Below are 23,474 nucleotides of genomic sequence, written 5' to 3' on the forward strand. Positions count from 1 at the left end.
CTGCCTCACGTCAGTCGCCCAGCCGGAGGACCTGAGCGAAGGTGACCCGCCCCTGCGTCTGCAGCAGCGCCCGACGGTAGAGCCGCGCCCCGAGGCGGACGGTCAGCCAACAGAAGCCCAGCGTGAGCGCGAGCGCGAGCACCGGCTCCCACCACGCGGCGTCGCCCTCCAACAGCCGCATCGGCATCACGATGGTGGACATGACCGGCACGTAGGAGCCCGCGACCTTCCAGGCACCGTCGATGTTGATGGCGATCAGGAAGACCGCGACCAGGAGCAGCGTCAGCGGCATGGTGGTCGACTGCAGGTCCTCCACCCGGGAGGCCATCGCCCCGAAGGCGGCCCAGATGCAGGCCAGCGCCACGAAACCGGAAAGGAAGAACGGCAGGTACCACAGCAGCGCCTCGGTGAACATCGGCAGGAACCGGTCGTATGCGGTGAGGCTGAGTCCGATCAGGCCCACCCCGACCAGCAGCACCATCTGCCCGAAGGCCAGCAGCGTGTTGCCCAGCACCTTGCCGGTGAGCAGGGCCCGCACCGGGATCGCCGCGGTGAGGATCTCCACGATCCGGGACTGCTTCTCCTCGACCACGCTCTGCGCGATGCTCAGCCCGAAGAGCAGCGAGGCCATGTAGAACAGCAGCCCGAACGCGATCCCCGCGACGACCCGCACCAGCTGCTCGTCGTCGTCCCGACCGGAGTAGTCGACGGTGCTGACCTCGGTGCCCGCCATCAGCTCGGTCAGCGTGGTCCCGGCCGTGGCGGCGTTGGCCTGCAGCACCTGGGTGCGCACCGCCTCGGTGACCGCACGGCGCAGCTCGACGTCGGGGGAGCCGTCGGCGCCCAGTGTCCAGACGCCGTCCGCCTGTGTGAGCACGGCGTCGACGTCTCCCTCCTGCGCCGCCTCCTGCGCGGCTGCCGGGTCATCCATCAGCACGGACTCCACCGTGCCGTCGGGAGTCCCCTCCTGCAGCGTCTGCTGCACGCCCTCGACCAGGCCTGATCCCTGCTCATCGGTGACCGCGACCTGGTACTCCGGAGCGGACGCCTGCCCGGCCAGGAAGGCCTGCAGGCCGAAGACGGCGGCCAGCAGCACCACCGTGAAGACGGTCGACAGCACGAAGTTGCGATCGGTCAGCTTGACCCGGATCTCCCGGCCCGCGACCACCGCCCAGGGCCGCGTCAACGGCTGCACCTCATCGGCACCGCCGGTCCGGTGCTCCCGCTGAGACTCGGTCTGCGTCGTGGTGCTCATGCCGCCACCTCCCGGTAGATCTCGCTCAGTGTCGGCACGACCCGGCTGAAGTCGCGCACCCCACCGAGTTGCACGGCCTGCCTCAGCAGCTGTTGTGCGGCCTGCTCGTTGTCCGGCTGCACCACCGCAGTGGGCCCGTCCACGTCGAGGACCTGTATGCCGTGCGCTCCCCGGACCCACCCGGCGTCACCGTCGAGGGTGATCCGGTAGCGCAGCGGCCCTCCTGACCGCAGGTCGTGGGAGGTGCCTTCGGCGACGACCTTGCCGTGGTGCAGCACCACGATGGAGTCGCACAGCCGGTCGACCAGGTCGAGCTGGTGGGAGCTGAACAGCACCGGCACCCCGGCGCTGGTGTGCTCGCGCAGCAGCTGCGACATCTGGTCGACCGCTGCCGGGTCGAGCCCGCTGAACGGCTCGTCCAGGATCAGCGCGACGGGGTCGCCCAACACGGAGGCGATGATCTGCGCCCGCTGTTGGTTGCCGAGCGAGAGCTGCTCGACCTTGGCGCGCAGCCGCTCGCCGAGGCCGAACCGCTCGAGCAGCTCGGTGGCGCGCGCGGAGGCCTGGCCGGACGACATACCGTGCAGCCGGCCGAGGTAGACCAGCTGGTCCAGCACCGGCTGCTTGGGGTAGAGCCCGCGCTCCTCGGGCATGTAGCCGAACCGGGACCGGTCGGCCGTGCTGATCGGCCGCCCGTCCCAGTGCACCTGACCGTCGTCCATGGCCAGCAGACCCATGATCATCCGCATGGTCGTGGTCTTGCCGGCGCCGTTGGCCCCGACGAAACCGACCATCGACCCGGCCGGGACCTCGAACGTGACGTCGTCGACGGCCAGCACGTCACCGTAGCGCCGGGTGGCTCCTCGCATCTGCAGCATGACTGCTCCTTCGGGGTCGGCGCCCTGGGCTGCGGGCGTGTCACCAACCTACGGAGGCCGGGTCGCGGCCGCATCGGCCACGCGAGGGAGATCCCTGCTCATCCCTTTGGCGGAGAGTGGCCGGCTAGCCCGGACTCGAAGGCGGCGATGACGGCCTGCACCCGGTCGCGCACCCCCAGCTTGGCGAGCACGTTGGACACGTGCGTCTTGACGGTGGCCTCACTGACGAACAGTTCGCGGGCGATCTCGCCGTTGCTCAACCCCCGGGCGAGGAGGCCAAGGATGTCCCGCTCGCGTTCGGTGAGCCGGGCCAGCGTGGCGTCAGTATGCCGTGGCGCGGCAGCAGGATCGGTTGAGGGGGCGAGGCCGTCGCCGGGGTTGACCATCCTGCTGATCACCCGGCGGGTGACTTCGGGGGCCAGCAGGGCGTGCCCACCTGCGACGGCGCGGATGGCCTCGATGCCGTCGAGCACCGGCATCTGCACGTCCATCAGGACGACGTCGGGGCGCAGCCGGGCCACGGCCTCGATCGCTGCCTGCCCGTCGGTGGCCTGGCCGACGACGTCGATGTCGGGCTCGGTCGACAGGATGAGGGAGAAGCCCGACAGCAGCAGCGGTTGGTCGTCGACGAGCAACACCCGGATGGTGGTCATCGCTCAGCGCTCATCGCGCCGCCTCCTGCCGGGCCGGTGCTCGGTGGACACCGTCGATGGGCAGCCAGACCCGCACCCGGTAGCCGGTCTCGGCCCGGGGGCCGACCTCGACGCCGCCGCCCAGATGCTGGGCCCGCTCACGCATCCCGAGATGCCCCAGGCCCGTGCCGGACGTGCCGGTGCGGGGTCGACCGTCGTCGACGACCTCCACCTCGAGCGTGCCGGCAGCCTCGTCCACCCGGACGGTCGCCGTGGCCCGGCGAGCGGTCGAGTGCCGGCGCACGTTGGCCAGAGCCTCCTGCACCACCCGGTATGCGGACAGCTGCACCGGCTGCGGCACCCGCTGCGCCGCGCCGGGGCTGCTCTCCACCACGGTGTGCTCGACTGTGCAGGTCGGGGTGGCGGCCTGCGTGACCAGCGTGCTCAGGTCGGCCAGACTCGGCGCCGGCGACCGCTGGGACGCAGACCCAGCGACCGCATGGGTCGACGCGTCACCAGGTGAGCCGGCATCGGCGGCCTCCTCGCCGGCGCGCAACGTGCCCAGGAGGTCGCGCATCTGCCCGACGGCGTCCCGCGACGAGGTCTCGACAGCACTCAGCGCCTCCGCGGCCACCTCGGGTTGGCTCCGCAGCACACGCCGGGCGGCGGCAGCCTGGACCCCCATGACGGAGACGTGGTGGGCCACGACGTCGTGCAGCTCGCGTGCGATGCGCAGCCGCTCCGCGACCACGGCCTGGTCGCGCAGCCGCGCACTCTGCACCGCGATGGTGTGGGCCTGTTCGACGACCTGGGCGGTGTCATGCGCCCGCGCCAGGCCACCTGCCCGAGCACGGTCGCCCCGGTGAAGAAGAGGACGTTGTTGAGCAGCACGAACAGCACGGCTCCCGTCAGCGGCGGGAGCAGACCCACCTGCTCTTCGGCGAGGTTGCCGGAGAGCTCCTGGATGCCCGAGCTGAGCGCGAACCACCACGCGAACCAGGCGTACGTCACGGCGACGATGCTCAGCACGACATACGGCACGGACCGCCGTTCCCGGGCCCAGGCGACGCCGCTGTAGATCGCTACGAAATAGAGGATCTGCATCGGAAGGGTCGCCACGACCGACGGCACGAGCGTGCTGCACACCAACAGGTGGGCGGCGGCTCCCGCAGCGACCGGCAGGGGGTGCGAACGGCGGAAGACCAGCAGGAGGGCGGCGCTGACGACGGCGGCGTACTGCTCCGCGACGCCATTGCTCTGGCTCAGCGCCCCCATCGAGCGCAGCAGCTCCACCCCCAACGCCGTGACGAGCAAGAACCCCACGGCGGTCCCGACGTCGGCATGCCGCTGCTCCGGGGTCGGCTCGGGCCGCTGCCACCCCGTGTCGGCACCGGCCAGCCGCTCGAGCCGCTCCATGGTCACCACCAGCCCAGGGTATGCCGGGTGGCCCGCCGACCGACTCCCCCGAACGACGGAGACCGCGCCGGTGGCCAGCATCCGCATCAGGCGTCGGCATCGCCTGCCCAACAGACCATTGCCGAAGGTGCAGAACATCGGCCTCCAGGGCGATGGTCTGCGCGCTCGGCGAGTTTCTTGCACGCTGGGCGATGGTCTGCGCTCGGCGCAGTTTCTGCACGTTCAACGAGTTCGTGCTCGACCGCCGACTGCGATCAGCGAGTGACGGGTTCCAGGGTCTGCAGACCGGCATACGGCTGCAGCGCCTCGGGGACCCGCACCGAGCCGTCGGCCTGCTGATGGTTCTCCAGCAGTGCCACGAGCCAGCGGGTGGTAGCCATCGTCCCGTTGAGCGTGGCGACCATCCGGGTGCCCGAGCCGTGCGGGTCGCGCTCGCGGGTGTTGAGGCGCCGGGCCTGGAAGGTCGTGCAGTTGGACGTCGAGGTCAGCTCGCGGTGCCGGCCCTGGGTCGGCACCCACGCCTCGCAGTCGAACTTGCGGGCCGCGGGACCGCCGAGGTCACCGGCCGCCGTGTCGATGACCCGGTAGGGCAGCTCCATCGAGTCCAGCATCCCGCGCTCCAGATCGAGCATCCGCTCATGCTCGGCCTCGGCGTCCTCGGGTCGCACGTAGGCGAACATCTCGACCTTCTGGAACTGGTGCACCCGGATGATGCCCTTGGTGTCCTTGCCGTGACTGCCCGCCTCCCGGCGGTAGCAGGTCGACAGCGCGGTGTAGCGCCGCGGCCCCTGGCTCAGGTCCAGGATCTCCCCGGCGTGGAAGCCGGCGAGTGCGACCTCGGAGGTGCCGGTCAGATAAAGCTCGTCGGCGGCCAGCCGGTAGACCTCGTCGGCGTGCGCGTCGAGGAACCCCGCAGCCTCCATCGTCTCCGGTGTCACCAGCGTCGGGACGCTGAGCTGCTCGAACCCGGCGGCCAGGGCCCGGTCCAACGCCATCCGCATCAGCGCGAGCTCCAGCCGTGCCAGCGTTCCGCGCAGGAAGTAGAAGCGGGCTCCGGCGACCTTGGCGCCCCGGCTCATGTCGATGCCGCCGAGCAGGGTGCCCAGCTCCAGGTGGTCGCGCGGCTCGAAGCCCTCGGCGGCGAAGTCACGGGGAGCCCCCTGTTCCTCGAGCACGACGTAGTCGTCCTCGCCGCCGGCCGGAACGCCGTCGATGATGACGTTGCCGATCCGGCGCAACCCCCCTTCACGCTCGGCGGCCGCCTCAGCCGACCGCTGATCCAGCTCCTTGACCCTGGCGGAATCCTGCTTGGCCTGCGCCAGCAGGGCCTGCTTGTCCTCCCCCGTGGCCTTCGCGACCTGCTTGCCGAACGACTTCTGCGCGGCCCGCAGGCTCTCGAACTCGGACAGCGCCGAGCGGTGCCGCGCATCGGCCTCCAGCACGGCATCGACCAACGTCTCGTCCTCACCGCGGGCACGCTGGCTGGCCCGCACCCGCTCGGGGTCGTCACGCAGAGCTCGGATGTCGATCACGGCCACACTGTATGCCGTCCGCCGCGCGACGAAATGCCGTGTGCCGGGCGACGGAAACACGGTATGCCGAACACCCGTCGGGGGTGGGACGACAGCGCCCTGGGCCGTGAGGTGACGGTGTGGGCGTGCTACGCCGATACGGTGCCCTCATGACCAACGAATCGAGCTGGGTGTGGCTGGCCCTCGCCGTGGCCCTCCTGCTCGTGCTGCTCGGCGTCGTCGCTACCCTGGTCGTCACCGAGGCCGGCGCGGTGCAGGAGCACCGTGATCCCGCCGAGCATCGGCGACGGCGTGGGGAGCCGACCCAGGCCGACCGGGCGAGCCGAGCGCCTCGCTCGGCGTTCGGCGGGGGCGAACCGCATACCGAGCACCGCGCCGCGATCATCGTCAACCCCACCAAGTTCGAGGACGTGTCCCGGGTCCGGGCCACGCTGACCCGCACGTGCCGGAAGCAAGGGTGGGCCGAGCCGCTCTGGCTGGAGACGACGATCGAGGATCCCGGCTCGGGGCAGACCAGGCAGGCACTGGAGGCCGGGGTCGACCTGGTGTGTCCGCTCGGCGGGGACGGCACGGTGCGCACGGTCGGCGCGGCGCTGTCCGGCACCGGCACGCCGATGGGTCTGCTGCCGGGGGGCACCGGCAACCTGCTGGCACGCAACCTGAGGCTTCCCATCGACTCGCTGACCAAGGCACTGAGCGTGGCGCTGACCGGTCGCAACAAGCCGATCGACACCTGCCGACTGCAGCTCACCCGTCCCAGCGAGCAGCAGCTGCGCGCCCGCGACGAGGATCCGCACGACTCGTCGGACAACGTGGACGCCCAGGACGCCGCCGGGCACCACGACACCGACACCGGTGCGACCACGCGGGAGACCGAGGACCACGTCTTCCTGGTGATGGCCGGTCTCGGCTTCGACGCCGAGGTGATGGCCGGCGCTCCGGAGGCGCTGAAGGCCAAGGTGGGCTGGCCGGCCTACGCCGTGGCAGGGGCGCGCCACCTCAAGGGGCCGCAGTTCATCGTCGACGCGAACTTCGAGGACGGCACCCGGATCCATCGCCGCGCCCGAGGGGTGATCGTCGGCAACGTGGGCCGGCTGCAGGGTGGGGTGGTGCTGATGCCCGACGCCCAGAGTGACGACGGCGTGGCCGACCTGATGCTCATCTCTCCCAAGGGGGTCGTGGGCTGGGGTGCGGTGATGGCCCAGGTGCTGACCCGGCAGCGCAAGGGCCACGAGCGGGTGGAGCACGTCAAGACCGCCAAGGTGCGGATCAGGGTGTCCAAGCCGATCGAGATCCAGCTCGACGGCGACACCCTGGGCACCGTCGTCGGCATGGACGTCACCGTCGACCCGGGCAGCCTGGTGGTGCGGGTCCCGGCGTAGCGTGCTGTCATGACTCTCACCCTCGGCAGCGGACCCCTGGCCAGCGCAGGTCCCGATGACACCAACTACGAGGTCGTGGGCCCCAAGCATCGCCTGCTGTTCGCCGACTTCCCGCGGCGGGTCCGCGCCGTTCTCGGGGATGCCACCGTCCTCGACACGACCCGGGGTCGGCTGTTGCACGAGTCCAACCTGCTACCGGTCCTCTACGTCCCGGAGCAGGACGTCGACCAGTCGCTGCTGCAGCGCACGGAGCACTCCACGCACTGTCCGTTCAAGGGTGACGCCGCCTACTGGAGCGTGGTGGCGGACAGTCGGACCGCAGACAACGCGGTGTGGGGCTACCCCGAGCCGCACGCCGACGCGCAGTGGCTGCGCGGCTACCAGGCGGTCTACTTCGAGTCCATGGATGGCTGGCTCGATGAGGACGAGCAGGTCCAGGGCCACCTACGCGACCCCTATCACCGGGTGGATGCGCGTCGCTCGTCGCGCACCGTCCGGGTGACGGCGGGGACCGGGGCGCAGGCCACCACGCTGGCGCAGAGCAGCAGACCCGTCGTGGTGTCGGAGACCGGCCTGCCCAACCGGTTCTACCTGCCCGCGCAGGACGTGCGCACCGCCCTGTTGGAGCGCTCGCCGACGACGACGCACTGCCCCTACAAGGGCACCTCGACCTACTGGTCGCTGGCCGACGGATCGGGCGACGACGTCGCCTGGAGCTACGCCGAGCCGTACCCCGACGTGGCGGTCGCGGCCGGGATGCTCTGCTTCCTCGCCGACGGCGTCACCACCGAGGTCACCCCCTGATTTTGCTCGGGATCTTGCGCGGCCTCGACGCGATTTGCTCGGGAGTTTGCGCGGCCTCGGAACGGCTTGCGAGGGACTTTGCGTCACTCGGCGCTGCCGGAGCGGGCCGCGTCCAAGGCGTGCCGCTCCTCCGGGCTCAGGGTGATGTCGCTGCTGCCCCGGACGATGCCCTTGGCATAGCTGCGGCTCTCGCCCCGCGCGTGGATCGAGCTGATCACCATGCCGTCACCGTGGTCGTCGATGATCGCGGCGCTGAACGACATCCGCCCGCCCATGTCGCCGAACGCGTCGTAGCGCACGACCGCCACGTGCTGCAGACTCTGCGCCAGCCCGTCGCGCAGGCGCGTCACCGAGCGCTCGACCTCTCCGATCCGGGTGGACTCGGCCTCGATCCGCCCCGACTGCCGGGCCAGCAGCGTCGACACGTCAGCGGCACCGTCACCCCATAGCACCTGGTAGCGCCGCCGGACGGTGGCAAAGCGGCGCCACTGCACCAGCGCGAGCACGAGGGCGAGCACGGCGATCACCAGGGCCGCCGCGGTCAGCGCGGTCAGCTGCGGTTCGGTCAGGTCCACGTCTGCGAGGGTATGCGGTCAGCAGAGCCAGGCACGGGAGGTGCTGAGTAGGCAGCGCTCACGGGCCCAACGCTCCGATCGGAATGACGTGAACGCCGTCCGGACGTCGGTAGCCGTATCCGGAACCCGTGATGACTCCGAGCGCCGCCGGCTTGCCACACTTGTCTGTGTCGACCTGCGAGCTGAACCGCAGCAGGGACGCGGCTCCGTCATCGACCGAATGGGGACTCAACTTGACCTCGAAAGCCGCCCAGCGCCCGTCCGCACACTCGATGATCGCGTCGACCTCCAGGCCGTTGCTGTCGCGGTAGTGCTGCACCTCACCCTCCCGGGGCTGGGAGTAGATCCTCAGATCTCGGATCACCATGGATTCGAAGACGAGACCGAAGAGATTGAGGTCCGCACGTAAGCGAGCCGGCGAGGCCCGTAGCGCGGCGACGGCCAGGGAGGGATCCACGAAGTGCCGCTTGGCGGACTGTCGCAGTCTGGCCTTGGACCGCAGATGGCGCGCCCAGGCGGGTTGGTCCTCCAGCACCATCAAGCGCGTCAGGGCGTCGAGGTAGTCCCTGACCGTGCTGCGTTCCAGCCCGGAGACGCCGATCACGTCGGACGCCAGGGTCGACACGCTGACCTCGGTGGCCACATTGCGCGCCAACGCGGTGGCCAGAGCACGCACCTTGTCGGGGTCACGGCGCACGCCGTCGACTCGCCCTACGTCCACCCTGGTGACCTGTTCGAGATAGTCCCGCACGCCCTGCGCAGCGCCAGCAGGCGTGCGATCCTGAAACCCGGGCCACCCGCCGACGGTGGCACGCTCGGTGAGGTCATTCAGGCCCAGCCTGGACTCGGTGCTACGCGCCGACTCGCCGTCCAAGAGCTGTCGCAAGGATATGGCGCCTGTGCTGTGACCGGACTCGAACAACGACATGGGCCGCATGCGCAGTCGCGACACGCGTGCCGCCCCGGTATGCCGGGTTTGGTCGTCAGCGGGGACAGCCGAACCGGTCAAGATGAACTGACCCGGCCTACGACGCTCGTCCACTGCACGACGCACGTGGTTCCACAGCGCAGACTCCGACTGCCACTCGTCCAGTAGTCGTGGCGCGGCACCGGCCAGGACCAGGGACGGGTCTATCGCCAACGTCTGTCGCGCACCCACGTCCGTATCCAGGTAGACCATGCTGGCAGCGGCCTGCCTCGCCGTCTCGGTCTTGCCGCATGCTTTCGGACCCTCGATAAGCACGGCCCCGCTCGACTCGAGACGAGCAGCGAGCTCCCCGTCGAGCACTCTCGAGCGGTAGTGATCGGCTATGCGAACGGCTCTCTTTCCTGGAAAGAAGTGCCAGAATATGTTTCACAAATCGTTTTGCAACTATAGTATTAATCAGTTCGCAACACTATCAACCATCAGTTTGCAGCACTTTCAGTAGTCGATTCCTGCGCTCATTCGGTGACGGCTAGGGTCGGCCGGATGAGCGAGACGGCGCGCAGAAGTCTCGCCTGGGTGCTGCTCGCCCTCACGCTCGGTGGCCTCCTGGGCGCTGCGGCATGGCGGGCGCTCGACCCGCCGGCCGAGCGCGAGCCGCTGCCAGCCTCGGCCGGTCCGGTCGTGCTGGTGGGGATCCCCGGGCTGACCTGGGACCTGATCTCGACCGAGCGCACCCCGGCACTGGCCGGGCTGGCCCAGCGGGGCTCGGCCGCCCTCGTGGTCCGGGGCGTGGACCGGGTCACCTGCCCCGCTCAGGGCTGGCTCACCCTCGGCGCCGGTCAACGGGCCGGGACCGGCCTGCGGGGCGACCGTGCTGCGCAGGGCGCGAGCGCAGCCAGCGTCGACCGGGACGGGTCCACCTGCACGGCTCCCGACGTTGCCGCGGACGGGACCCCGAGCGAGTTCGCCCAGTGGCAGACGGCGGCCGGCCGGCAGGGGATCCCGGCGAGCCTGGGGACCCTGGCCACCGCGGTGCAGGACAGCGGAGGGTGCGTCGCTGCCTACGGGCCGCTCGCCGCGCTCGCGGCGGCCGACCGGGACGGCCGCGTCACCGCATACCGCCCGCAGGGACTGACCGAGCTCGACGGTGATCTCGACCCCGCGTGCGGCGTGCACTTGATCGATGCGCCCGTGGTGCTCGAGAGCGACCGCTCCGACACCCTGGTCGAGACAGACGCGGCGCTGGGCCGGCTGCGCGCCGGCCTGCCCGACGACGCCACGCTGATCGTGGCCGGCCTGGCCGACACCACCGACCGTGCCCAGCTGCATACTGCGCTCGTCGACAGTCCGGCGATCCGCGGGCCGGCACTGCTCGGCTCCTCGACGACTCGGCAGCCTGCCCTGGTGCAGACCACCGACCTGACCGCGACCGTGCTCGACCTCGCCGGCGCGGACGTGCCGGACGTCGTCGCCGGTGCACCGACCGGATTCACCGTCGATCCCGCTGCCGGACAGCGGACCCGCGATCTGGCCAAGGCCGGCACCTGGGCCTCCTACCTCGTGCCCTGGATCGCCGTCGGGCTGGCGCCATGGATCGTGGTGCTGTTGGTGCTGGGAATGCTGCTGCGCCGCCGTCGGCACGACTCTGCCACGCGTCGTGTGGGTGCCGTGGTGGTCGCCCTCGCCGGCACGGCCACGACGGCCGTGCCGGCCGAGGGGTTCCTGGCCGGGATGGTGCCGTGGTGGCGGTCCGGGCAGCCGCTCTTCGGGCTGTATGCCGTGGTGCTGGGCTTCATGGCGGCGCTCGTCGCGCTGGCCTGGCTGGGACCGTGGCGGCGCGACCCTCGCGGACCGGTGGCTGTGCTCGGTGCCGTCACCGTGCTCGTCCTGGGGGTCGACGTCATCCTCGGCGGCCCGTTGGGGCTGATCTCCTGGCTCGGGGTGCAGCCGCGCGAGGCGGGGCGGTTCTACGGGATGGGCAACATCGGCTTCGGCGCCATCTCGGCCGCCGGGCTGGTGCTGGCCGGGTGTCTGGCCTCCTGGCTGCTCCCGCGGCGTCGGGCCGCGGTGGTGGGCGTGGTCCTCGTCGGTCTGGCCGTGGTGGTGGTCGACGGGACCCCCGCCTACGGCGCCGACTTCGGCGGGGTGCCCGCGATGGTCGTGGCGACGGGGGTGCTGGCGCTGGGGGCGGCCGGGGTGCGGCTGAGCCCGCTGCGGCTCGTCGCTCTCCTCGGCGGGTCACTCCTGCTGGCGGGGTCGGTGATGGTGCTGGACTGGCTGCGCCCGGTCTCGTCGCGCAGCCACCTCGGCGACTTCGTGCAGGCGGTCCTCGACGGTCAGGCGTGGGAGATCGTCACCCGCAAGCTGGGTCAGAGCCTGAGCATCTTCGTGGACTACCCGGCCTCGTGGCTGGCGGTGGTGTTCGTGGCTGTGGTGGTCTGGGCGGTGGCGTCCCCGACGTCGGCCGTCGGCCGGCCGGTCGCCGGGCTGTGGCAGGTGCCGCTGGCTCGGCATACCGCGTGGGCACTGATCGCCTGTTGGGCGCTCGGCTGGGCGCTGAACGACTCGGGCATCGCGCTGGTCGGGATGGGCCTCGCTGTTGCCATCGGCGCAGGCCTGGCGGTCCTGGCGCGAAGAGCCTGAGGTGCCCAGCGTCGGCCGCCCTTCACCCAGGCGTGGGGAGCGAGCGGAACCGGCACCGGGGACCGGGTGCTCGCACCAGTCGACGATCCAACGTCACGAGGTCGGCATCGAGCTGCTCGGCCAGCGCGACGTAGACAGCGTCGTAGCTGGACACCGAGCCTCGCAGCTCCCACGCGCGGTGGGCGATCGGCGGATAGGGCATCAGGTCGATCGGCAGGCTGAGCAGTTCCTCATGCGCCAAAGTCGCGACCTCCCTCGTGAGGCGAGCAGCCAACTGGCCACGGCGCAGCGCACTGGCCACCTCGACGTAGAGGTGCTGGGGGGCCACCGCCTCACCTTCGCGCAAGGTTGTCAGCGCCCAGGATCCAGCAGGACCGTCATCCACCAACGCGGCAGTCACCACGGAGGCATCGACGACCAGCGTCACCGCCGATCCGCGTCACGCCACGCAAGGATGTCGTCGACCGAGACCACATCGCCGGTCGCCGCCTTGCGACGCTGCACCGCGTCAGCCCAGGAGTCGATGTCAGGTCGGGCGGCCAATCCGATGAGATGGCCCCGGAGGTACTCCTGCAGCGAGCGCCCGCCCCGTGCCGCTCGAGCAGCGAGCTCCCTGGTGACCTCATCGGGCACGTCTCGCACGGTGATGGCCTTCGACATGCCTGCACTATAGCTGCATCGGCGGTAGATGCGCGTCGACGAAGTCGTCGGCTCAGACCCTGACGACGCGAAGTAGCGGGTGGGCACTCGCGATCGTGTCGAAGTCCTCGTCCTGCGTCACGACGGGCAAGCCGTGCACGACGGCCGTAGCGGCGATCAGCGCATCCGTGAGCCTGACGGTGCGGTGCACACCCGCCCGACGGCAGTCGATGACCAGTCGCGCCCAGGCCCCCATCACGGGCTCGGTGATCGGGATGGGGTCGGCCTCACGAGCGAGCGCGAGGGTGTCCGCTCGTCGGGCCCGAACGTCGTCCTCGGTGGCCGCGAGCACGCCGAGCTCCAGCTCGCCCATCGTGATCACGGACACCGCAACGCGCTGTGGCAGCGGGCCGAGGGGCCGACCGCTCTCCTGCGCGATGAACACCGAGGTGTCGAGCAGGCCCGAGGTCACGGGTCGGCCAAGGTCTCGCTCGCCAGGTCGGCGAGGTCACCACGCAGCCCCGGATCCGCCGAACGATGCACCAGTCGATCCCCCAGCGACGCTCCGGAAAGCCATCGCGTGCGGGCGCCGTGGGGGACGATGTCGGCGATCGGCTCGCCGCGGACCGTCAGGGTGACCCGTTCCCCGGCCTGCACCGCGTCGATGACGCGGGCCGTATCGTTGCGCAGCTCTCTGACGCCGACGTCCATGTGCGACAACGTAGCACCTGGACTCGGCCGATCAGCTGCCGAGCCGGCGTCGCGCACCGAGCGCTCGGCGGACGTCGCGGTACTGCCGGGCTCGATGCACCTGCGCCCGCCAGCCCCGCCCGGTGACCCGGTGCCGCAACGCGCACGGCACCTCCAGCACCCGCCCGCCCGAGCGCAGCACGTCGATGGTCAACCCGACCTCGACACCCCACCCGCGGGCCAGCGGCATCGCCGCATCGAAGGCATCCCGGGTGAGGCACCGCATACCAGAGAGCGGCTGCGCGGCCTCCCACCCGGTCAGCTCCCGTATGCCGTCCCTCGCCGGCCGGACGACGAAGCCGAACCCGCCGCCGGCCCGGTCCTGCGGCGGCAACACCGCAATCGTCATGTCTGCCTCGCCCGCGAGCACTGGGTCGCACAGCACGCCCAGTCCTGCCGCGCTGTCCGCCAGGTCGGCGTCGACGAAGAGCAGCGCCGCCCCCGGGTGCCGTTCGCCCGCGGCCTGGGCCCCGGTCTGCATCGCCGCGGCCTTGCCCTGGTTGCGGGTATGCCGACACACCAGCACCCCAGTCTGCTCGGCGATGACGGCGGTGCGGTCGCGGCTGCCGTCGTCGACCACGATCACCGCCGACACCTGCGGCACCCTGGCCAGCGCGGAGAGGGTCGCCCCCAGTCGCTGCGCCTCGTCCTTGGCGGGGATGACGGCGACCACGCCTTGCTCGGTCACGGCCGGTCAGCGCAAGGTGACCTGGCGGCTGATCAGTCCCTCGCGGGCCCGGCGCTCCTGCGGCGTGAGCGGGTCGTCCTGCCCCAGCGCCTCGGCATACCGTCCCTGCAGCGCGAGCAACGCCTCGACGTGGTCGCTCGCCTCGGTGTCGGGGGACACCTCGAGCACCGGCACCAGCAGCCCGGCGGCGCGGAAGGCCCCCAACAGCTCGGTGTCATCGCCCAGGGTGTGCTCCCCGGCGGCCTGCAGCCGGGCCAGCGCCACGACGGCGATGTCCTCATCGTCGGGCAGGATCCAGCGGATGTAGGTGCGCCCGCCCATCTTGCACCAGTACGCCGAGGGCAGCTCCTCGATCTTGACGGTCGGCACCGCCGCCTCGTTGGTCTGCTCCAGCGCCGCGGCAGCCTCGGGGGTGACCTCGTCCTGGTCCATCCAGAAGGAGAAGTCCTCGTGCACCGTCGGCGTCAGCCCTTGGTCGTCGATCAGGTCCTGCAACCGGGGGGTACCCATCGTGGCCGGACGCACTGAGGTCAGCGGGGTGCCCGGCTCGGCGGCGACCGCGGCGATGACCGCCTGGGCGATGTCGCGGCTGGCGTCACCGCTGGAGGTGCGGGCCTGACAGGCCACCAGGATCTCCCCGTCGGCGCGGTGCAGCGCCGGCATCGCGCCCGGCAGCACGGTGGTCAGCGTGACCTGCTGCGGGTTGCCGTCGGGCAGGGTGAGGGTGACCGGTGCGGTGGCGGCGGGCACGATCTCGCGCATCGCCACCCACTCGGTCTCGTCGGCGAGCCCCTCGAAGGGCCGCGCCACGAACGGTGCCCGCTGCTGCTCGGGATCGGTCTTGGTGCCCTGACCCTGTGCCTGGCGCTTGCGCCTCGATGCCTTGCCCATGGCGGGTGAGTCTACGTCCGCGGCTAGGGTCAGCCGCTATGACGGATGTTCGCCCCGACGCGGTGCTGCACGAGGTCGTCGGTCCGGTCGGCCGGCTCACGCTCAACCGCCCGCGCGCCATCAACTCGTTGGATGACGCGATGGTCATCGAGGCGCTGAGGGTGCTCGACGCCTGGGCGGACGACCCAGCGGTCCAAGCCGTGTGGGTCGAGGGCGCCGGGGACAAGGGCCTGTGCGCCGGCGGCGACGTCGTGGCGCTGCGCCGCTCGGTCCTGGACGGCGACGTCGAGTCGGTGCTGGGGTTCTGGGAGCGCGAGTACGCGCTGAACGCCCGGATCGCGTCCTACCCCAAGCCGTATGTGGTGTGGATGGACGGCGTCGTGATGGGCGGCGGCGTCGGGGTGTCGGCGCACGGCTCGCACCGGGTCGTGACCGAGCGCACCAAGCTGGCGATGCCGGAGACGATCATCGGCTTCTTCCCCGACGTGGGCGGGCTGTGGTTCCTGTCTCGGGCACCCGGCGAGCTCGGCACCCATGTGGCGCTGACCGGGCTGCCGGTGAACGGGGCGGATGCGGTGCTGCTGGGAGTGGCCGATGCGCTCGTGCCGTCGCAGGCCAAGGACGCAGTGCTGTCAGACCTGACCTCGGGGCTGTCCGGCGAGTTGCGGGATCAGACGGAGCCGATGGAGTGGTCGATCCCCTCCGTCGACGCGCTCAACGTCGAGGGTGTCGAGCTGCCTGAGTCGAGCCTGGCCGAGCGCGGGGAGTGGATCGACGAGTGCTACGCCGGCGACGACCCGGCGGCCATCGTCGACCGGCTGACCCGGCATACCCACCGCTCAGCGCGCGAGGCCGCGGCCACGATCGAGCAGCGCTCCCCCCACTCCGTCGCGGTCACCCTGGCCGCGCTGCGCCGTGCGGGGTCGCTAAGTGTGGACGAGGTGCTGGCCCAGGACCAGCGACTGGGACGGGCGTTCGTGGGCCACCCCGACTTCGCGGAGGGCATCCGCGCCCTCCTGGTCGACAAGGACCGCTCTCCCCGCTGGGCCGACGCGCACGTCTCGGACGTCGACCGGCAGGCAGTCCTTGCTCCCTTCTGAGACCAGCTGCCGCATGCCAACTCCGGCGGCCGAGATGTCCGCCCGCGTACGGCCGGACCCGCCACCATCGGCATCCGTCCAGACCATGCGGCGACGAACGGGGTCGACGCCGTCGGTCAGTATGTGGATGAGGTCGCCCAGGTCCCCCTAGGGCACCGCGTCGGCCCGGCGAGCACACGCCGAGGTCTGCGGGGCGCGGCCGCACTCGATGTCCTGGGCCAGGGACTCCCGCATGTCCTGCCGGCTGGCATCGGACAGCACCCAGCCCAGCGGCGCCTCGATCGCCGGCTCGCTGCTCTGCTGCACCGCGAAGACCCCGCCGCCCCAGGTCTCGATCACCCCCGGGCCGGTGACTCCGGCGGGATTGCCACCTGATCGGGGTCGATCATGCCGGTGGCCCGCTGCAGCCAGGCCGCCACGCTCTGCTGCGTCTTGCCGGCCGTGAGCAGACCGCGCACCGGCCCCAGGGGCTGCACCCGCGGGGCCGGGTCGACGCCGCCGACGAAGTCCTCGGTCTCCCCGGGGTCTCAGAGGGGGCGGCGTCCGGCACCGTGGGTGGGATGTCGGTCTGCGTTGTCATGGGTGCCGCCTGCTCTGGGCGCGCCCGGGATGAGCCCGCACATCTGCAGGAGCAGCCACCAGCGCCGGTGATACCCAGGCCACGCGCAGGCGCAGCCCAGGCGTGCTCCAAGGCTCCCAGAGGTCGAGGGTCACCGCAATGATCGGTGGACCGGGAACGGCGGACGAGGCTCCTCGGCACAAGTTCGCCCGCCCCTGCGGTCCACTAGCGCTTCGGCTTGGACCAGTGCTCCGTCATCGCTGCCACCGCTTCCTCCAGCGTCATCTGCACCACTCGTGACTCCGGGATACCGGCCTCCCTGATCAGCTGGGCGGCGAGCGAGGCGGGCAATGCGCGCTGCGGAACCGAAGCGGCCTGGACGCCGCGGTCTGGTGGCTTCCGATCGGTGACGCAGGCCCAGAACTCTTCTTCGCTCACGCACAGCTGGTCCCTCAGGATGGCCTTCCACAGGCCGATCCCGTATGCCGTTCCGTCGGCCGGCCGGGAGATGCGGCTGCGCAGAATCCGGCCATCGGACAGTGACAACTCGTAGGTGATGTGGTGACCGACGGCCTTACCCCGGGCGTTCCGAACCTCCACCCGACCTTCGATCTTGCAGAAGCGGTGGTGGTCGGCCCGGCTCCCGGACCTGCTCACGCCGTGGCGAGCCGGTCAGGGTCCGACGCGTGCTGGTGAGGCGATACCACCAGCCACTCACGCAACTGCTCGTCATTGGAGAGCTCGACGAGCTCCACGACCACGCGGTGCTGTCGGTGATTCGGGGCGAGGTGCAGCCGGTCGTTCCAGTCCTGCGCATACTCACGCAGAGCGTCCACTGCGTCCTCGATGGCACCGTCGAACGTCTCTGCGTCACCATGCACGGGCAAGCCCGGGAGGATGACAGACCAGCCGCCGCCTTCGGCCACCACGACCGCGTCGGCAGGTCTCAGTGCGGCCAGGTCCTCGCGCAGATGGTCACCGAGCAGGACGACATACCGTTGCCTGTCGCGCTCGAGGGTGGTGACAAGTCCCTGCTGCGCAGCGTCGAGCACGGATCGCAGCTGCTTGCGAGCGTCGGTGAAACTGCTGAAGTGGCGTGGGTGATTCATCCCGCTGCTCCTCGCTGTGGGCTTCGATCATCACGCCAAGCCGTAGGTACGTCAAGTACGGAGAGTACGCCGTTCCGTCCGCCGCTCGATTTCACGTGCGGGGAGCGCCGTAGCGCTATAGTTGCGCTATGGCGACAATCCAGATTCGGGAGATCCCAGAGGCTGCCTATGAGGTGATCCGCATGCGGGCGCGGGCCGACGGACGCTCCATCCAGTCCTACATGCGCGACTGGGTGGTCGACTTCGCCGCCCACCCCACCACGCAAGAAGCCATGGCGGCGCTGGAGGATGCTCTGCGCAGATACGACACTCCTGGGGCGACGCGGGAGTCCATTCAGGCCGACCTGGCCGCCGACCGCCGGTGAGCGAATGCGTGCTCGACGCATCGTCGCTGCTCCTGGCGTTGAGTGGCAAGACCACTGAAGCAGTGCTGCTGCGAAAGCAGTTGGCGGGTGCCCGCACGCATGCCCCGCACCTGATCGACGCGGAGGTCGGCAACGTATTGCGCCGGCACGAACGACAGGGTCTGCTGAGCCCTGAGGAGGCTCTGCTCGCGTTGCGCGCTGCACCCGCAGTCGTCGACCATCGCTACCCCCATGGCGCCCCGTTGTCGGAGATGGCGTGGAGCTTGCGACACAACCTCAGCTTCTATGACGGGCTCTACGTCGCCCAGGCTGCACTGCTGGACCTGCCGCTTCTCACCGCAGACGGCCGCCTCGGCCGAGTTCCAGGCCTGCCCTGCACCGTCGAGCTGGTCTGACCGCGAGCGCAGCAGGCCGCGCCTCGTCGCTCGCCGGTTGGTTGCACACTTCAAGCTCGGCTATTCGTCTGATTCAGAGCCTGCTGGATGCGTGATTCACCTCAGAAGTGCTTGCCGCCGGAGAACTTGTCCTCCAGCTCGGCCGGGTCCACGCCGATGCGCTGCAAGATGTCTCGATCGTGGTCACTTTGGGTGTCGACCTCCTCGGGCAGCTCCTCCTCAGCGTCGGTGTGCTTGCCCATCCGCTCCTGATCCTGCAGGAGCGCCATGACTTGCTGCTTGGGGATCTTCACAACGCCCACCATGGCACGGACCGGCCGGACCATCCACCGGCACAGTCATCCCTTTTGACCCTGCAGCTGTGTCGCCCTGCGCCTGGCCACACAATTGCACTGGCTTGTCCTACGCCACCGAGATCAACGCATCAGCCTTGGGCACCAGCCGTCCGATCACCGGGTGCCCCGGCACCTCACCGGCGATCAGCAGCCCGCCCGAGGTCTGCGCGTCGGCCAGCAGCACCAGCTCGTCGTCACTCACCGTCGACGCCAGGTGAGGTCGCACCCAGTCCAGGTTGCGCCGACTCCCACCGGGCACGAAACCGGCGGCCAGCGCCTCCCGTGCACCCTCGACATACGGCACCGCCCTCGCGTCGATCTCCGCCGATACGCCACTGGCCCGACACAGCTTCAGCAGATGCCCCAGCAAGCCGAACCCGGTCACATCGGTCGCGCACACCACCCCCGCGCCCAGCGCCGCCTGCGAGGCCTCCCGGTTCAGCGTGGTCATCACCTCAATGGCCTCGCCGAAGATCTCGCCGGTCGCCTTGTGCCGGTTGTTGAGCACCCCCAGCCCCAGCGGCTTGGTCAGCGTCAGCGGCACCCCCGCCACCCCCGCGTCGTTGCGCAGCAGCCGCTCCGGGTCGGCCAGCCCGGTCACCGCAACGCCGTACTTCGGCTCCGGGTCATCGATCGAGTGCCCGCCGGCCAGGAAGCTGCCGGCCGCGCGGCATACCTCGGCCCCACCGCGCAGCACCTCCGCGGCCAGCTCGAACGGGATCCGGTCCCGCGGCCAGCACAGCAGGTTGACCCCCACCACCGGCGTGCCACCCATCGCGTAGACGTCGGACAGCGCGTTGGTCGCCGCGATCCGCCCCCAGTCGTAGGCGTCGTCGACCACCGGGGTGAAGAAGTCGGCGGTCGCGATCAGCGCCCGACCCCCCTCGATCCGCACCGCCGCACCGTCGTCGCCGGCATCCACCCCGACCAGCAGGTCGCCCCCGGCCCGCGACATCGGCAGGTCGCCCAGCACCTTGTCCAGCTCACCGGGCGGCACCTTGCAGGCGCACCCGCCGCCCGAGGCGTACTGGGTGAGCCGGATCGCCGCAGTCGTGGTCGTCACGACCCTCACCGTATGCCGAGGCGGCGGTGTCGTGCCTAGCCAGGTGGACAATTGCAGCCGCCCGTTCGCGTCGGCGATCCGCACCGTCCCGGCGCTTTCCTCCAGATATGCGGCCGCTTGTCGGGCGGCACTCACGATCAGGAGGGGACATGCGCGCATCGCGCTGGGAGTGGAGGTATGCCGCCGCTGGGCTGGGGTGGGGCGCGGCGCTCGGCATCCTGACCGGATCCCTCGTGGCTCTCGGGTCGATGCTCGACCCTTCCGGGGTGAGGCCGGCGGCCTCGACGACCCTGACCACCAGCTGAGTCACCGATCCTCGACGACCCTGACCACCAGCTGAGTCACCGATCCGCGGCGAGCCTGGCGCTCCGCGCTGGTCACCACGTGGGTCGCCGGTGTCGTTGCCGGCGTGGCGTTGCTCTTCGCGATCGGCGCGTTCACCTACCCGATGGAGTGGTGGCACTTCGCCGTTATCGTGCTTCCGGCAACCCTTGGCGCCTGGCTGATGGCTCGCACGACCAGGGCAACCGTCGCTGCAACGACCAACCAGACCGGCCGATATCCACCTTCCGATCGGGAGCGGTAGACGTCGGCGCGGTGGTCGATGTGGACGACGTAGACGATCTGCGCCTCGTCGTCGATGCGGTAGAGCGACGGTAGGGACCTCGGCGGGCACCGAACAGTCCCGCCAGGTCGCGCTTGAGAGGATTACCGACTCTTCGCGGCTCACGGGCCAGGGGACCGAAGGCGAACTCGAGGATCGCGGGGACGATGCGTGGCGGGATACCCTGCGCCGCGCCGCGCCGGACCGGTGAGTCGGACCTCATCGCTCACTGTCTCGCCGCTCAACTGTGGGTCTTGGGCACCCCGGGCTCGGCTCTGATCGCGGCCTCGTCGTAAGTGCGACCGGCCTCGACATCGGCCCGAGCTTCGGCGATGGTCTCGTGGATGCCGGGCTGCGAGAGCCAGCACAAGGTCTCCTGGATCGATTCCCACTCCTCGACGCTGATCAGCACCGCCGCAGGGGATCTGTTCTTGGTGATCGTCACCTGATCTCTGGTCAGACCGACCGAGTCGACGTACTCGTTCAACCTGTCCTTGACCTTCCAGATCGGCAGTGTTTCCATCGCCTCATTCCAGGCCCAGGAAAAAACCCATGACCGGTTGCGAGGGATCGCGTCAGGCCGAGTGGTCGGCCTTCTTCACCACATGGGTCGTGGCTGGCGCAGTCGCACTTGCCCTCCCCGTCCTGATCTACTGCTCCTCCTGCTCCTCGGCCGGATGGCCCACTGGTGTCCTCGTGGCAGCAGCCACGCTCGGCGCGTGGCTCATGGCGCGCACCAGCCGCCCGGTCCTTGCCGACACTTCCTGACCCACCCCCGGGCCTCGCTCGCACCAAGGCTTGCTCGTCCACGATCACGCCGTCGAACCGGCTCCCGCCGGACCGCTGGCCTGCCGCTCGGCCAGGCGCTCCTTCTGCGGGATGACGGTGTACTTCGGGTCGCGGGCGGAGGCCAGACCGGCCTCGAAGACCGCGAAGCGGGTCACCACCGACCCGGCCACACACGCCACGCCGCCGACCAGCGCCGCCGCTCGCGAGCGCCGAGCAAGCAGGCTCGCCACCGCGCCGGTCACGCTCAGACTCCGCGCGATCTTCATCAACACCCCCGGCGTCCCCTGGTGATAGGGCTCGCTGATCAGCGGCCCCATCCGCAGCTCCATCGCCTCGTGCGCGGCGACGTCCAGGAGCACCCCGGCGACCGACATACGCCGGGCCGGGCCGGCCTGGTCCGCGGGCACCAACAGCATCGCCAGTCCGCCGGCGGCCGCGGCACCGCTGCCCGCGAAGACGAACGGCAGCTCCCGGTGCCCGTCATGCCACACCGGCACCGCCGTGTTGGCCAGCAGCGCCCCGGTGTAGGTGGCCAGCAGCGGCCCCAGCCCGGCCGCCCCCAGACCCGCAACCCGACCCAGCACCGGCAGCCGGCCGGTCACCTCCGAGGCCGCCGCCCCCGCGGCCAGCGACGAGAAGGGCGCCAGGACGAAGGACCCCACCGACAGCGGCGAGGTGACCTTGAACATCCGCAACATGTTCAGGAACCGCGCCGGGCGCCCCAGGTCGTGGATCAGCCAGACCGTGCCGAGCCCGGCGCCACCCGCCGCGGCCAGCCGGGTGACCCGCTCCAGGTCCGGGTAGTCACCCAGCGCCGCACCCTGCGCCAGCACCGCCGAGGCTCCCGCCAGCCCGCCCAGGAAGAGGTAGAGCGGCACGTCCGGGGTCTTCCACGTGGGCGTCTTGATGATCTGCCGGCCGTAGTAGGACTCGAACTCCGGCTCGGACATCATCGCCCGCTCCCTCACCGGCGTGACCCCGCGAACGCCGCAGCGCCCAGCCCGACCAGGGCGCCCGCAGCCAGACCGACCGAGGACCACATCGAGCGCAGGTCGCGGGTCGTCACCACCGGGTCCGGCGGCAGACCGTAGACCTCCGGCTCGTCCAGCAGCAGGAAGAACGCACCGTCACCGCCCACCCCGTCAGTCGGGTCGTGGCCGTAGAGCCGGGCTTGGCTGACCCCCCGCTCGTGCAGCGCCTCCACCCTCCCCTGGGCGCGCTCCCGCAGCTCGTCCAGGTCGCCGAACTGGATCGACTCCGTCGGGCACGCCTGGGCACAGGCCGGAGTCTGGTCGTCCTTGAGCCGGTCGTAGCACAGCGTGCACTTGAACGCGCGGCCGTCGCCCGGCCGCAGGTCGATCACGCCGTAGGGGCAGGCGGGCACGCAGTAGCCACACCCGTTGCAGATGTCCTCCTGCACGACCACGGTGCCGAACTCGGTGCGGAACAGCGACCCGGTCGGGCACACGTCCAGGCACGCCGCGTGGGTGCAGTGCTTGCACACGTCGGAGGACATCAGCCAGGTCACCCCCGCCTGCTGCGTGGTCGCGGTCTGCTCCGCACCCACCGGCGGGCCGACCCCCGGCATACCCAGCGAGGTCGGCTCCCGCTCCGGGGCCACCGCCGGCTCAGGCGGCGCCGTCTTCTCGACGAACGCCACGTGCCGCCAGCTGTTGGCCCCCAGCTCCTGGGTGTTGTCGTAGGACATGCCGCTCAGGCTCAGCCCGTCCGCACCGATGGCGTTCCACTCCTTGCAGGCCACCTCGCACGCCTTGCAGCCGATGCACACCGAGGTGTCGGTGAAGAATCCCTTGCGTGGCGGGTGCCCCTCGGCATACCCCGCGTCGCCCTGCACGTCCTCCAACGGTCCGAACAAGGAACCCATCAGCTCTGCTCCTCCACGTCGTCGCCGGCCGTGTCATCACCGTTCACGTTGTCGCTGTCCCCGGGGGTGACGCCGGCCCGCCGCCGGTAGTCCTCGACATACTCCAGCAGCTCCGGTCCGCGCGGGCGCCGACCGGGCCGTATGTCGCACGTGCCCACCTTGCCCTGGATGTGCACACTCGGGTCGGTGATCACCCCGACCAGGTCGTTGGCCGGATCACCCGTGGTCAGCCCGGTGCCACCCCAGTGCCAGGGCAG

31 protein-coding genes are annotated in these 23,474 nt (G+C 70.6%); 7 read left to right on the forward strand and 24 right to left on the reverse strand.

All coding sequences use genetic code 11. The features are described 5' to 3' along the window. Positions 1 to 10 precede the first annotated feature (10 nt). The 6 genes from ACR2FV_RS07465 to serS form a co-directional block, all read right to left on the reverse strand. Positions 11 to 1,255 carry an ABC transporter permease gene (locus ACR2FV_RS07465; protein ID WP_434015060.1) on the reverse strand — a complete coding sequence of 415 codons (1,245 nt, stop codon included), beginning with the start codon at positions 1,253 to 1,255 and terminating at the stop codon, positions 11 to 13. Further along, the gene (locus ACR2FV_RS07470; protein ID WP_434015061.1) at positions 1,252 to 2,133 is read right to left on the reverse strand and encodes an ABC transporter ATP-binding protein; all 882 of its coding nucleotides are present in this window, start codon (positions 2,131 to 2,133) and stop codon (positions 1,252 to 1,254) included. Before ACR2FV_RS07470 ends, ACR2FV_RS07465 begins: the two co-directional genes overlap by 4 nt. A gap of 98 nt (positions 2,134 to 2,231) precedes the next feature. Then, entirely contained in the window at positions 2,232 to 2,786 is a 555-nt protein-coding gene (locus ACR2FV_RS07475; RefSeq protein WP_434015062.1) for a response regulator transcription factor, read from the reverse strand. Positions 2,787 to 2,796: 10 nt separating this feature from the next. After that, positions 2,797 to 3,450: a sensor histidine kinase gene (locus tag ACR2FV_RS07480; RefSeq protein WP_434015063.1), complete on the reverse strand. Its 654-nt coding sequence runs from the start codon at positions 3,448 to 3,450 to the stop codon at positions 2,797 to 2,799. Continuing rightward, positions 3,381 to 4,181, reverse strand: coding sequence for a DUF7134 domain-containing protein (locus ACR2FV_RS07485; protein WP_434015092.1), 801 nt, complete (start codon positions 4,179 to 4,181; stop codon positions 3,381 to 3,383). The genes ACR2FV_RS07480 and ACR2FV_RS07485 overlap by 70 nt, the downstream gene beginning before the upstream one ends. Positions 4,182 to 4,435: 254 nt before the next feature. Continuing rightward, entirely contained in the window at positions 4,436 to 5,713 is a 1,278-nt protein-coding gene (serS, locus tag ACR2FV_RS07490) for a serine--tRNA ligase (protein WP_434015064.1), read from the reverse strand. A 149-nt stretch (positions 5,714 to 5,862) separates the two neighbouring features. On the opposite strand from serS, the gene ACR2FV_RS07495 reads away from it, so the two are divergent. Together ACR2FV_RS07495 and ACR2FV_RS07500 are read left to right on the forward strand one after the other, a co-directional pair. After that, positions 5,863 to 7,095, forward strand: coding sequence for a diacylglycerol/lipid kinase family protein (locus tag ACR2FV_RS07495; RefSeq protein WP_434015065.1), 1,233 nt, complete (start codon positions 5,863 to 5,865; stop codon positions 7,093 to 7,095). Between the two features lie 9 nt (positions 7,096 to 7,104). Then, a complete protein-coding gene (locus ACR2FV_RS07500) occupies positions 7,105 to 7,899 on the forward strand; it encodes a DUF427 domain-containing protein (RefSeq protein WP_434015066.1) in 795 nt (264 codons plus the stop codon). Positions 7,900 to 7,982: 83 nt separating this feature from the next. On the opposite strand, the gene ACR2FV_RS07505 is transcribed toward ACR2FV_RS07500, so the two are convergent. Beyond that, complete coding sequence (locus ACR2FV_RS07505) at positions 7,983 to 8,474, reverse strand: DUF4446 family protein (RefSeq protein WP_434015067.1); 492 nt, start codon at positions 8,472 to 8,474, stop codon at positions 7,983 to 7,985. 58 nt (positions 8,475 to 8,532) lie between these two features. After that, complete coding sequence (locus tag ACR2FV_RS07510; RefSeq protein ID WP_434015068.1) at positions 8,533 to 9,762, reverse strand: ATP-binding protein; 1,230 nt, start codon at positions 9,760 to 9,762, stop codon at positions 8,533 to 8,535. Between the two features lie 183 nt (positions 9,763 to 9,945). Here ACR2FV_RS07510 and ACR2FV_RS07515 point away from each other — a divergent pair, with 183 nt between their 5' ends. Then, positions 9,946 to 12,045: a hypothetical protein gene (locus ACR2FV_RS07515; protein ID WP_434015069.1), complete on the forward strand. Its 2,100-nt coding sequence runs from the start codon at positions 9,946 to 9,948 to the stop codon at positions 12,043 to 12,045. Positions 12,046 to 12,067: 22 nt separating this feature from the next. Here ACR2FV_RS07515 and ACR2FV_RS07520 read toward each other — a convergent pair whose 3' ends face one another. Genes ACR2FV_RS07520 through ACR2FV_RS07545 form a run of 6 tightly spaced genes read right to left on the reverse strand, consistent with a single transcriptional unit; the run spans position 12,068 to position 15,013 of the window. Next, positions 12,068 to 12,472 (reverse strand): type II toxin-antitoxin system VapC family toxin, encoded by a 405-nt coding sequence (locus ACR2FV_RS07520; RefSeq protein WP_434015070.1) that lies wholly within the window; start codon positions 12,470 to 12,472, stop codon positions 12,068 to 12,070. After that, entirely contained in the window at positions 12,469 to 12,705 is a 237-nt protein-coding gene (locus tag ACR2FV_RS07525) for a FitA-like ribbon-helix-helix domain-containing protein (RefSeq protein ID WP_434015071.1), read from the reverse strand. The genes ACR2FV_RS07520 and ACR2FV_RS07525 overlap by 4 nt, the downstream gene beginning before the upstream one ends. A gap of 52 nt (positions 12,706 to 12,757) precedes the next feature. Beyond that, a complete protein-coding gene (locus ACR2FV_RS07530; protein ID WP_434015072.1) occupies positions 12,758 to 13,156 on the reverse strand; it encodes a PIN domain-containing protein in 399 nt (132 codons plus the stop codon). After that, positions 13,153 to 13,395 (reverse strand): type II toxin-antitoxin system Phd/YefM family antitoxin, encoded by a 243-nt coding sequence (locus ACR2FV_RS07535; RefSeq protein WP_434015073.1) that lies wholly within the window; start codon positions 13,393 to 13,395, stop codon positions 13,153 to 13,155. Before ACR2FV_RS07535 ends, ACR2FV_RS07530 begins: the two co-directional genes overlap by 4 nt. 31 nt (positions 13,396 to 13,426) lie before the next feature. Beyond that, positions 13,427 to 14,122, reverse strand: a complete 696-nt coding sequence (locus ACR2FV_RS07540; protein ID WP_434015074.1) for a glycosyltransferase family 2 protein — start codon at positions 14,120 to 14,122, stop codon at positions 13,427 to 13,429. Between the two features lie 6 nt (positions 14,123 to 14,128). After that, a complete protein-coding gene (locus ACR2FV_RS07545) occupies positions 14,129 to 15,013 on the reverse strand; it encodes a DUF5926 family protein (protein WP_434015075.1) in 885 nt (294 codons plus the stop codon). A gap of 38 nt (positions 15,014 to 15,051) precedes the next feature. On the opposite strand from ACR2FV_RS07545, the gene ACR2FV_RS07550 reads away from it, so the two are divergent. Next, positions 15,052 to 16,113 carry an enoyl-CoA hydratase/isomerase family protein gene (locus tag ACR2FV_RS07550; protein WP_434015076.1) on the forward strand — a complete coding sequence of 354 codons (1,062 nt, stop codon included), beginning with the start codon at positions 15,052 to 15,054 and terminating at the stop codon, positions 16,111 to 16,113. Between the two features lie 147 nt (positions 16,114 to 16,260). Here the strand turns inward: ACR2FV_RS07550 and ACR2FV_RS07555 are convergent, their stop codons facing one another. From ACR2FV_RS07555 to ACR2FV_RS07570, 4 genes are all read right to left on the reverse strand, one after another. Further along, on the reverse strand, positions 16,261 to 16,452 hold the full coding sequence (locus ACR2FV_RS07555; protein ID WP_434015077.1) for a hypothetical protein: 192 nt from the start codon (positions 16,450 to 16,452) through the stop codon (positions 16,261 to 16,263). After that, on the reverse strand, positions 16,449 to 16,589 hold the full coding sequence (locus tag ACR2FV_RS07560; RefSeq protein ID WP_434015078.1) for a hypothetical protein: 141 nt from the start codon (positions 16,587 to 16,589) through the stop codon (positions 16,449 to 16,451). The genes ACR2FV_RS07555 and ACR2FV_RS07560 overlap by 4 nt, the downstream gene beginning before the upstream one ends. 308 nt (positions 16,590 to 16,897) lie before the next feature. Then, positions 16,898 to 17,329 (reverse strand): cytotoxic translational repressor of toxin-antitoxin stability system, encoded by a 432-nt coding sequence (locus ACR2FV_RS07565; RefSeq protein WP_434015079.1) that lies wholly within the window; start codon positions 17,327 to 17,329, stop codon positions 16,898 to 16,900. Then, positions 17,326 to 17,781: a hypothetical protein gene (locus ACR2FV_RS07570; protein WP_434015080.1), complete on the reverse strand. Its 456-nt coding sequence runs from the start codon at positions 17,779 to 17,781 to the stop codon at positions 17,326 to 17,328. Before ACR2FV_RS07570 ends, ACR2FV_RS07565 begins: the two co-directional genes overlap by 4 nt. 128 nt (positions 17,782 to 17,909) lie before the next feature. On the opposite strand from ACR2FV_RS07570, the gene ACR2FV_RS07575 reads away from it, so the two are divergent. Together ACR2FV_RS07575 and ACR2FV_RS07580 are read left to right on the forward strand one after the other, a co-directional pair. Then, on the forward strand, positions 17,910 to 18,146 hold the full coding sequence (locus ACR2FV_RS07575) for a FitA-like ribbon-helix-helix domain-containing protein (protein WP_434015081.1): 237 nt from the start codon (positions 17,910 to 17,912) through the stop codon (positions 18,144 to 18,146). Between the two features lie 8 nt (positions 18,147 to 18,154). Beyond that, positions 18,155 to 18,541 (forward strand): type II toxin-antitoxin system VapC family toxin, encoded by a 387-nt coding sequence (locus ACR2FV_RS07580; RefSeq protein WP_434015082.1) that lies wholly within the window; start codon positions 18,155 to 18,157, stop codon positions 18,539 to 18,541. A gap of 101 nt (positions 18,542 to 18,642) precedes the next feature. Here the strand turns inward: ACR2FV_RS07580 and ACR2FV_RS07585 are convergent, their stop codons facing one another. Both ACR2FV_RS07585 and selD read right to left on the reverse strand, forming a co-directional pair. Beyond that, positions 18,643 to 18,810 carry a hypothetical protein gene (locus ACR2FV_RS07585; protein WP_434015083.1) on the reverse strand — a complete coding sequence of 56 codons (168 nt, stop codon included), beginning with the start codon at positions 18,808 to 18,810 and terminating at the stop codon, positions 18,643 to 18,645. Positions 18,811 to 18,943: 133 nt separating this feature from the next. Beyond that, positions 18,944 to 19,939, reverse strand: coding sequence for a selenide, water dikinase SelD (gene selD / locus ACR2FV_RS07590; protein WP_434015084.1), 996 nt, complete (start codon positions 19,937 to 19,939; stop codon positions 18,944 to 18,946). A 149-nt stretch (positions 19,940 to 20,088) separates the two neighbouring features. Here selD and ACR2FV_RS07595 point away from each other — a divergent pair, with 149 nt between their 5' ends. Then, positions 20,089 to 20,244, forward strand: a complete 156-nt coding sequence (locus ACR2FV_RS07595) for a hypothetical protein (protein ID WP_434015085.1) — start codon at positions 20,089 to 20,091, stop codon at positions 20,242 to 20,244. A 540-nt stretch (positions 20,245 to 20,784) separates the two neighbouring features. Here the strand turns inward: ACR2FV_RS07595 and ACR2FV_RS07600 are convergent. The 4 genes from ACR2FV_RS07600 to ACR2FV_RS07615 all read right to left on the reverse strand — a co-directional run. Then, the gene (locus ACR2FV_RS07600; protein ID WP_434015086.1) at positions 20,785 to 21,066 is read right to left on the reverse strand and encodes a type II toxin-antitoxin system Phd/YefM family antitoxin; all 282 of its coding nucleotides are present in this window, start codon (positions 21,064 to 21,066) and stop codon (positions 20,785 to 20,787) included. A gap of 289 nt (positions 21,067 to 21,355) precedes the next feature. Continuing rightward, positions 21,356 to 22,282, reverse strand: a complete 927-nt coding sequence (gene nrfD, locus ACR2FV_RS07605) for an NrfD/PsrC family molybdoenzyme membrane anchor subunit (RefSeq protein WP_434015087.1) — start codon at positions 22,280 to 22,282, stop codon at positions 21,356 to 21,358. 14 nt (positions 22,283 to 22,296) lie between these two features. After that, entirely contained in the window at positions 22,297 to 23,217 is a 921-nt protein-coding gene (locus ACR2FV_RS07610) for a 4Fe-4S dicluster domain-containing protein (RefSeq protein WP_434015088.1), read from the reverse strand. Beyond that, positions 23,217 to 23,474 (reverse strand): hypothetical protein (locus ACR2FV_RS07615; RefSeq protein ID WP_434015089.1); only part of this gene is annotated, 258 nt, incomplete at its 5' end. The genes ACR2FV_RS07615 and ACR2FV_RS07610, both read right to left, overlap by 1 nt.

Source organism: Ornithinimicrobium sp., from assembly GCF_051004135.1.
In the GTDB taxonomy this organism is placed as follows: Bacteria; Actinomycetota; Actinomycetes; order Actinomycetales; family Dermatophilaceae; genus Ornithinicoccus.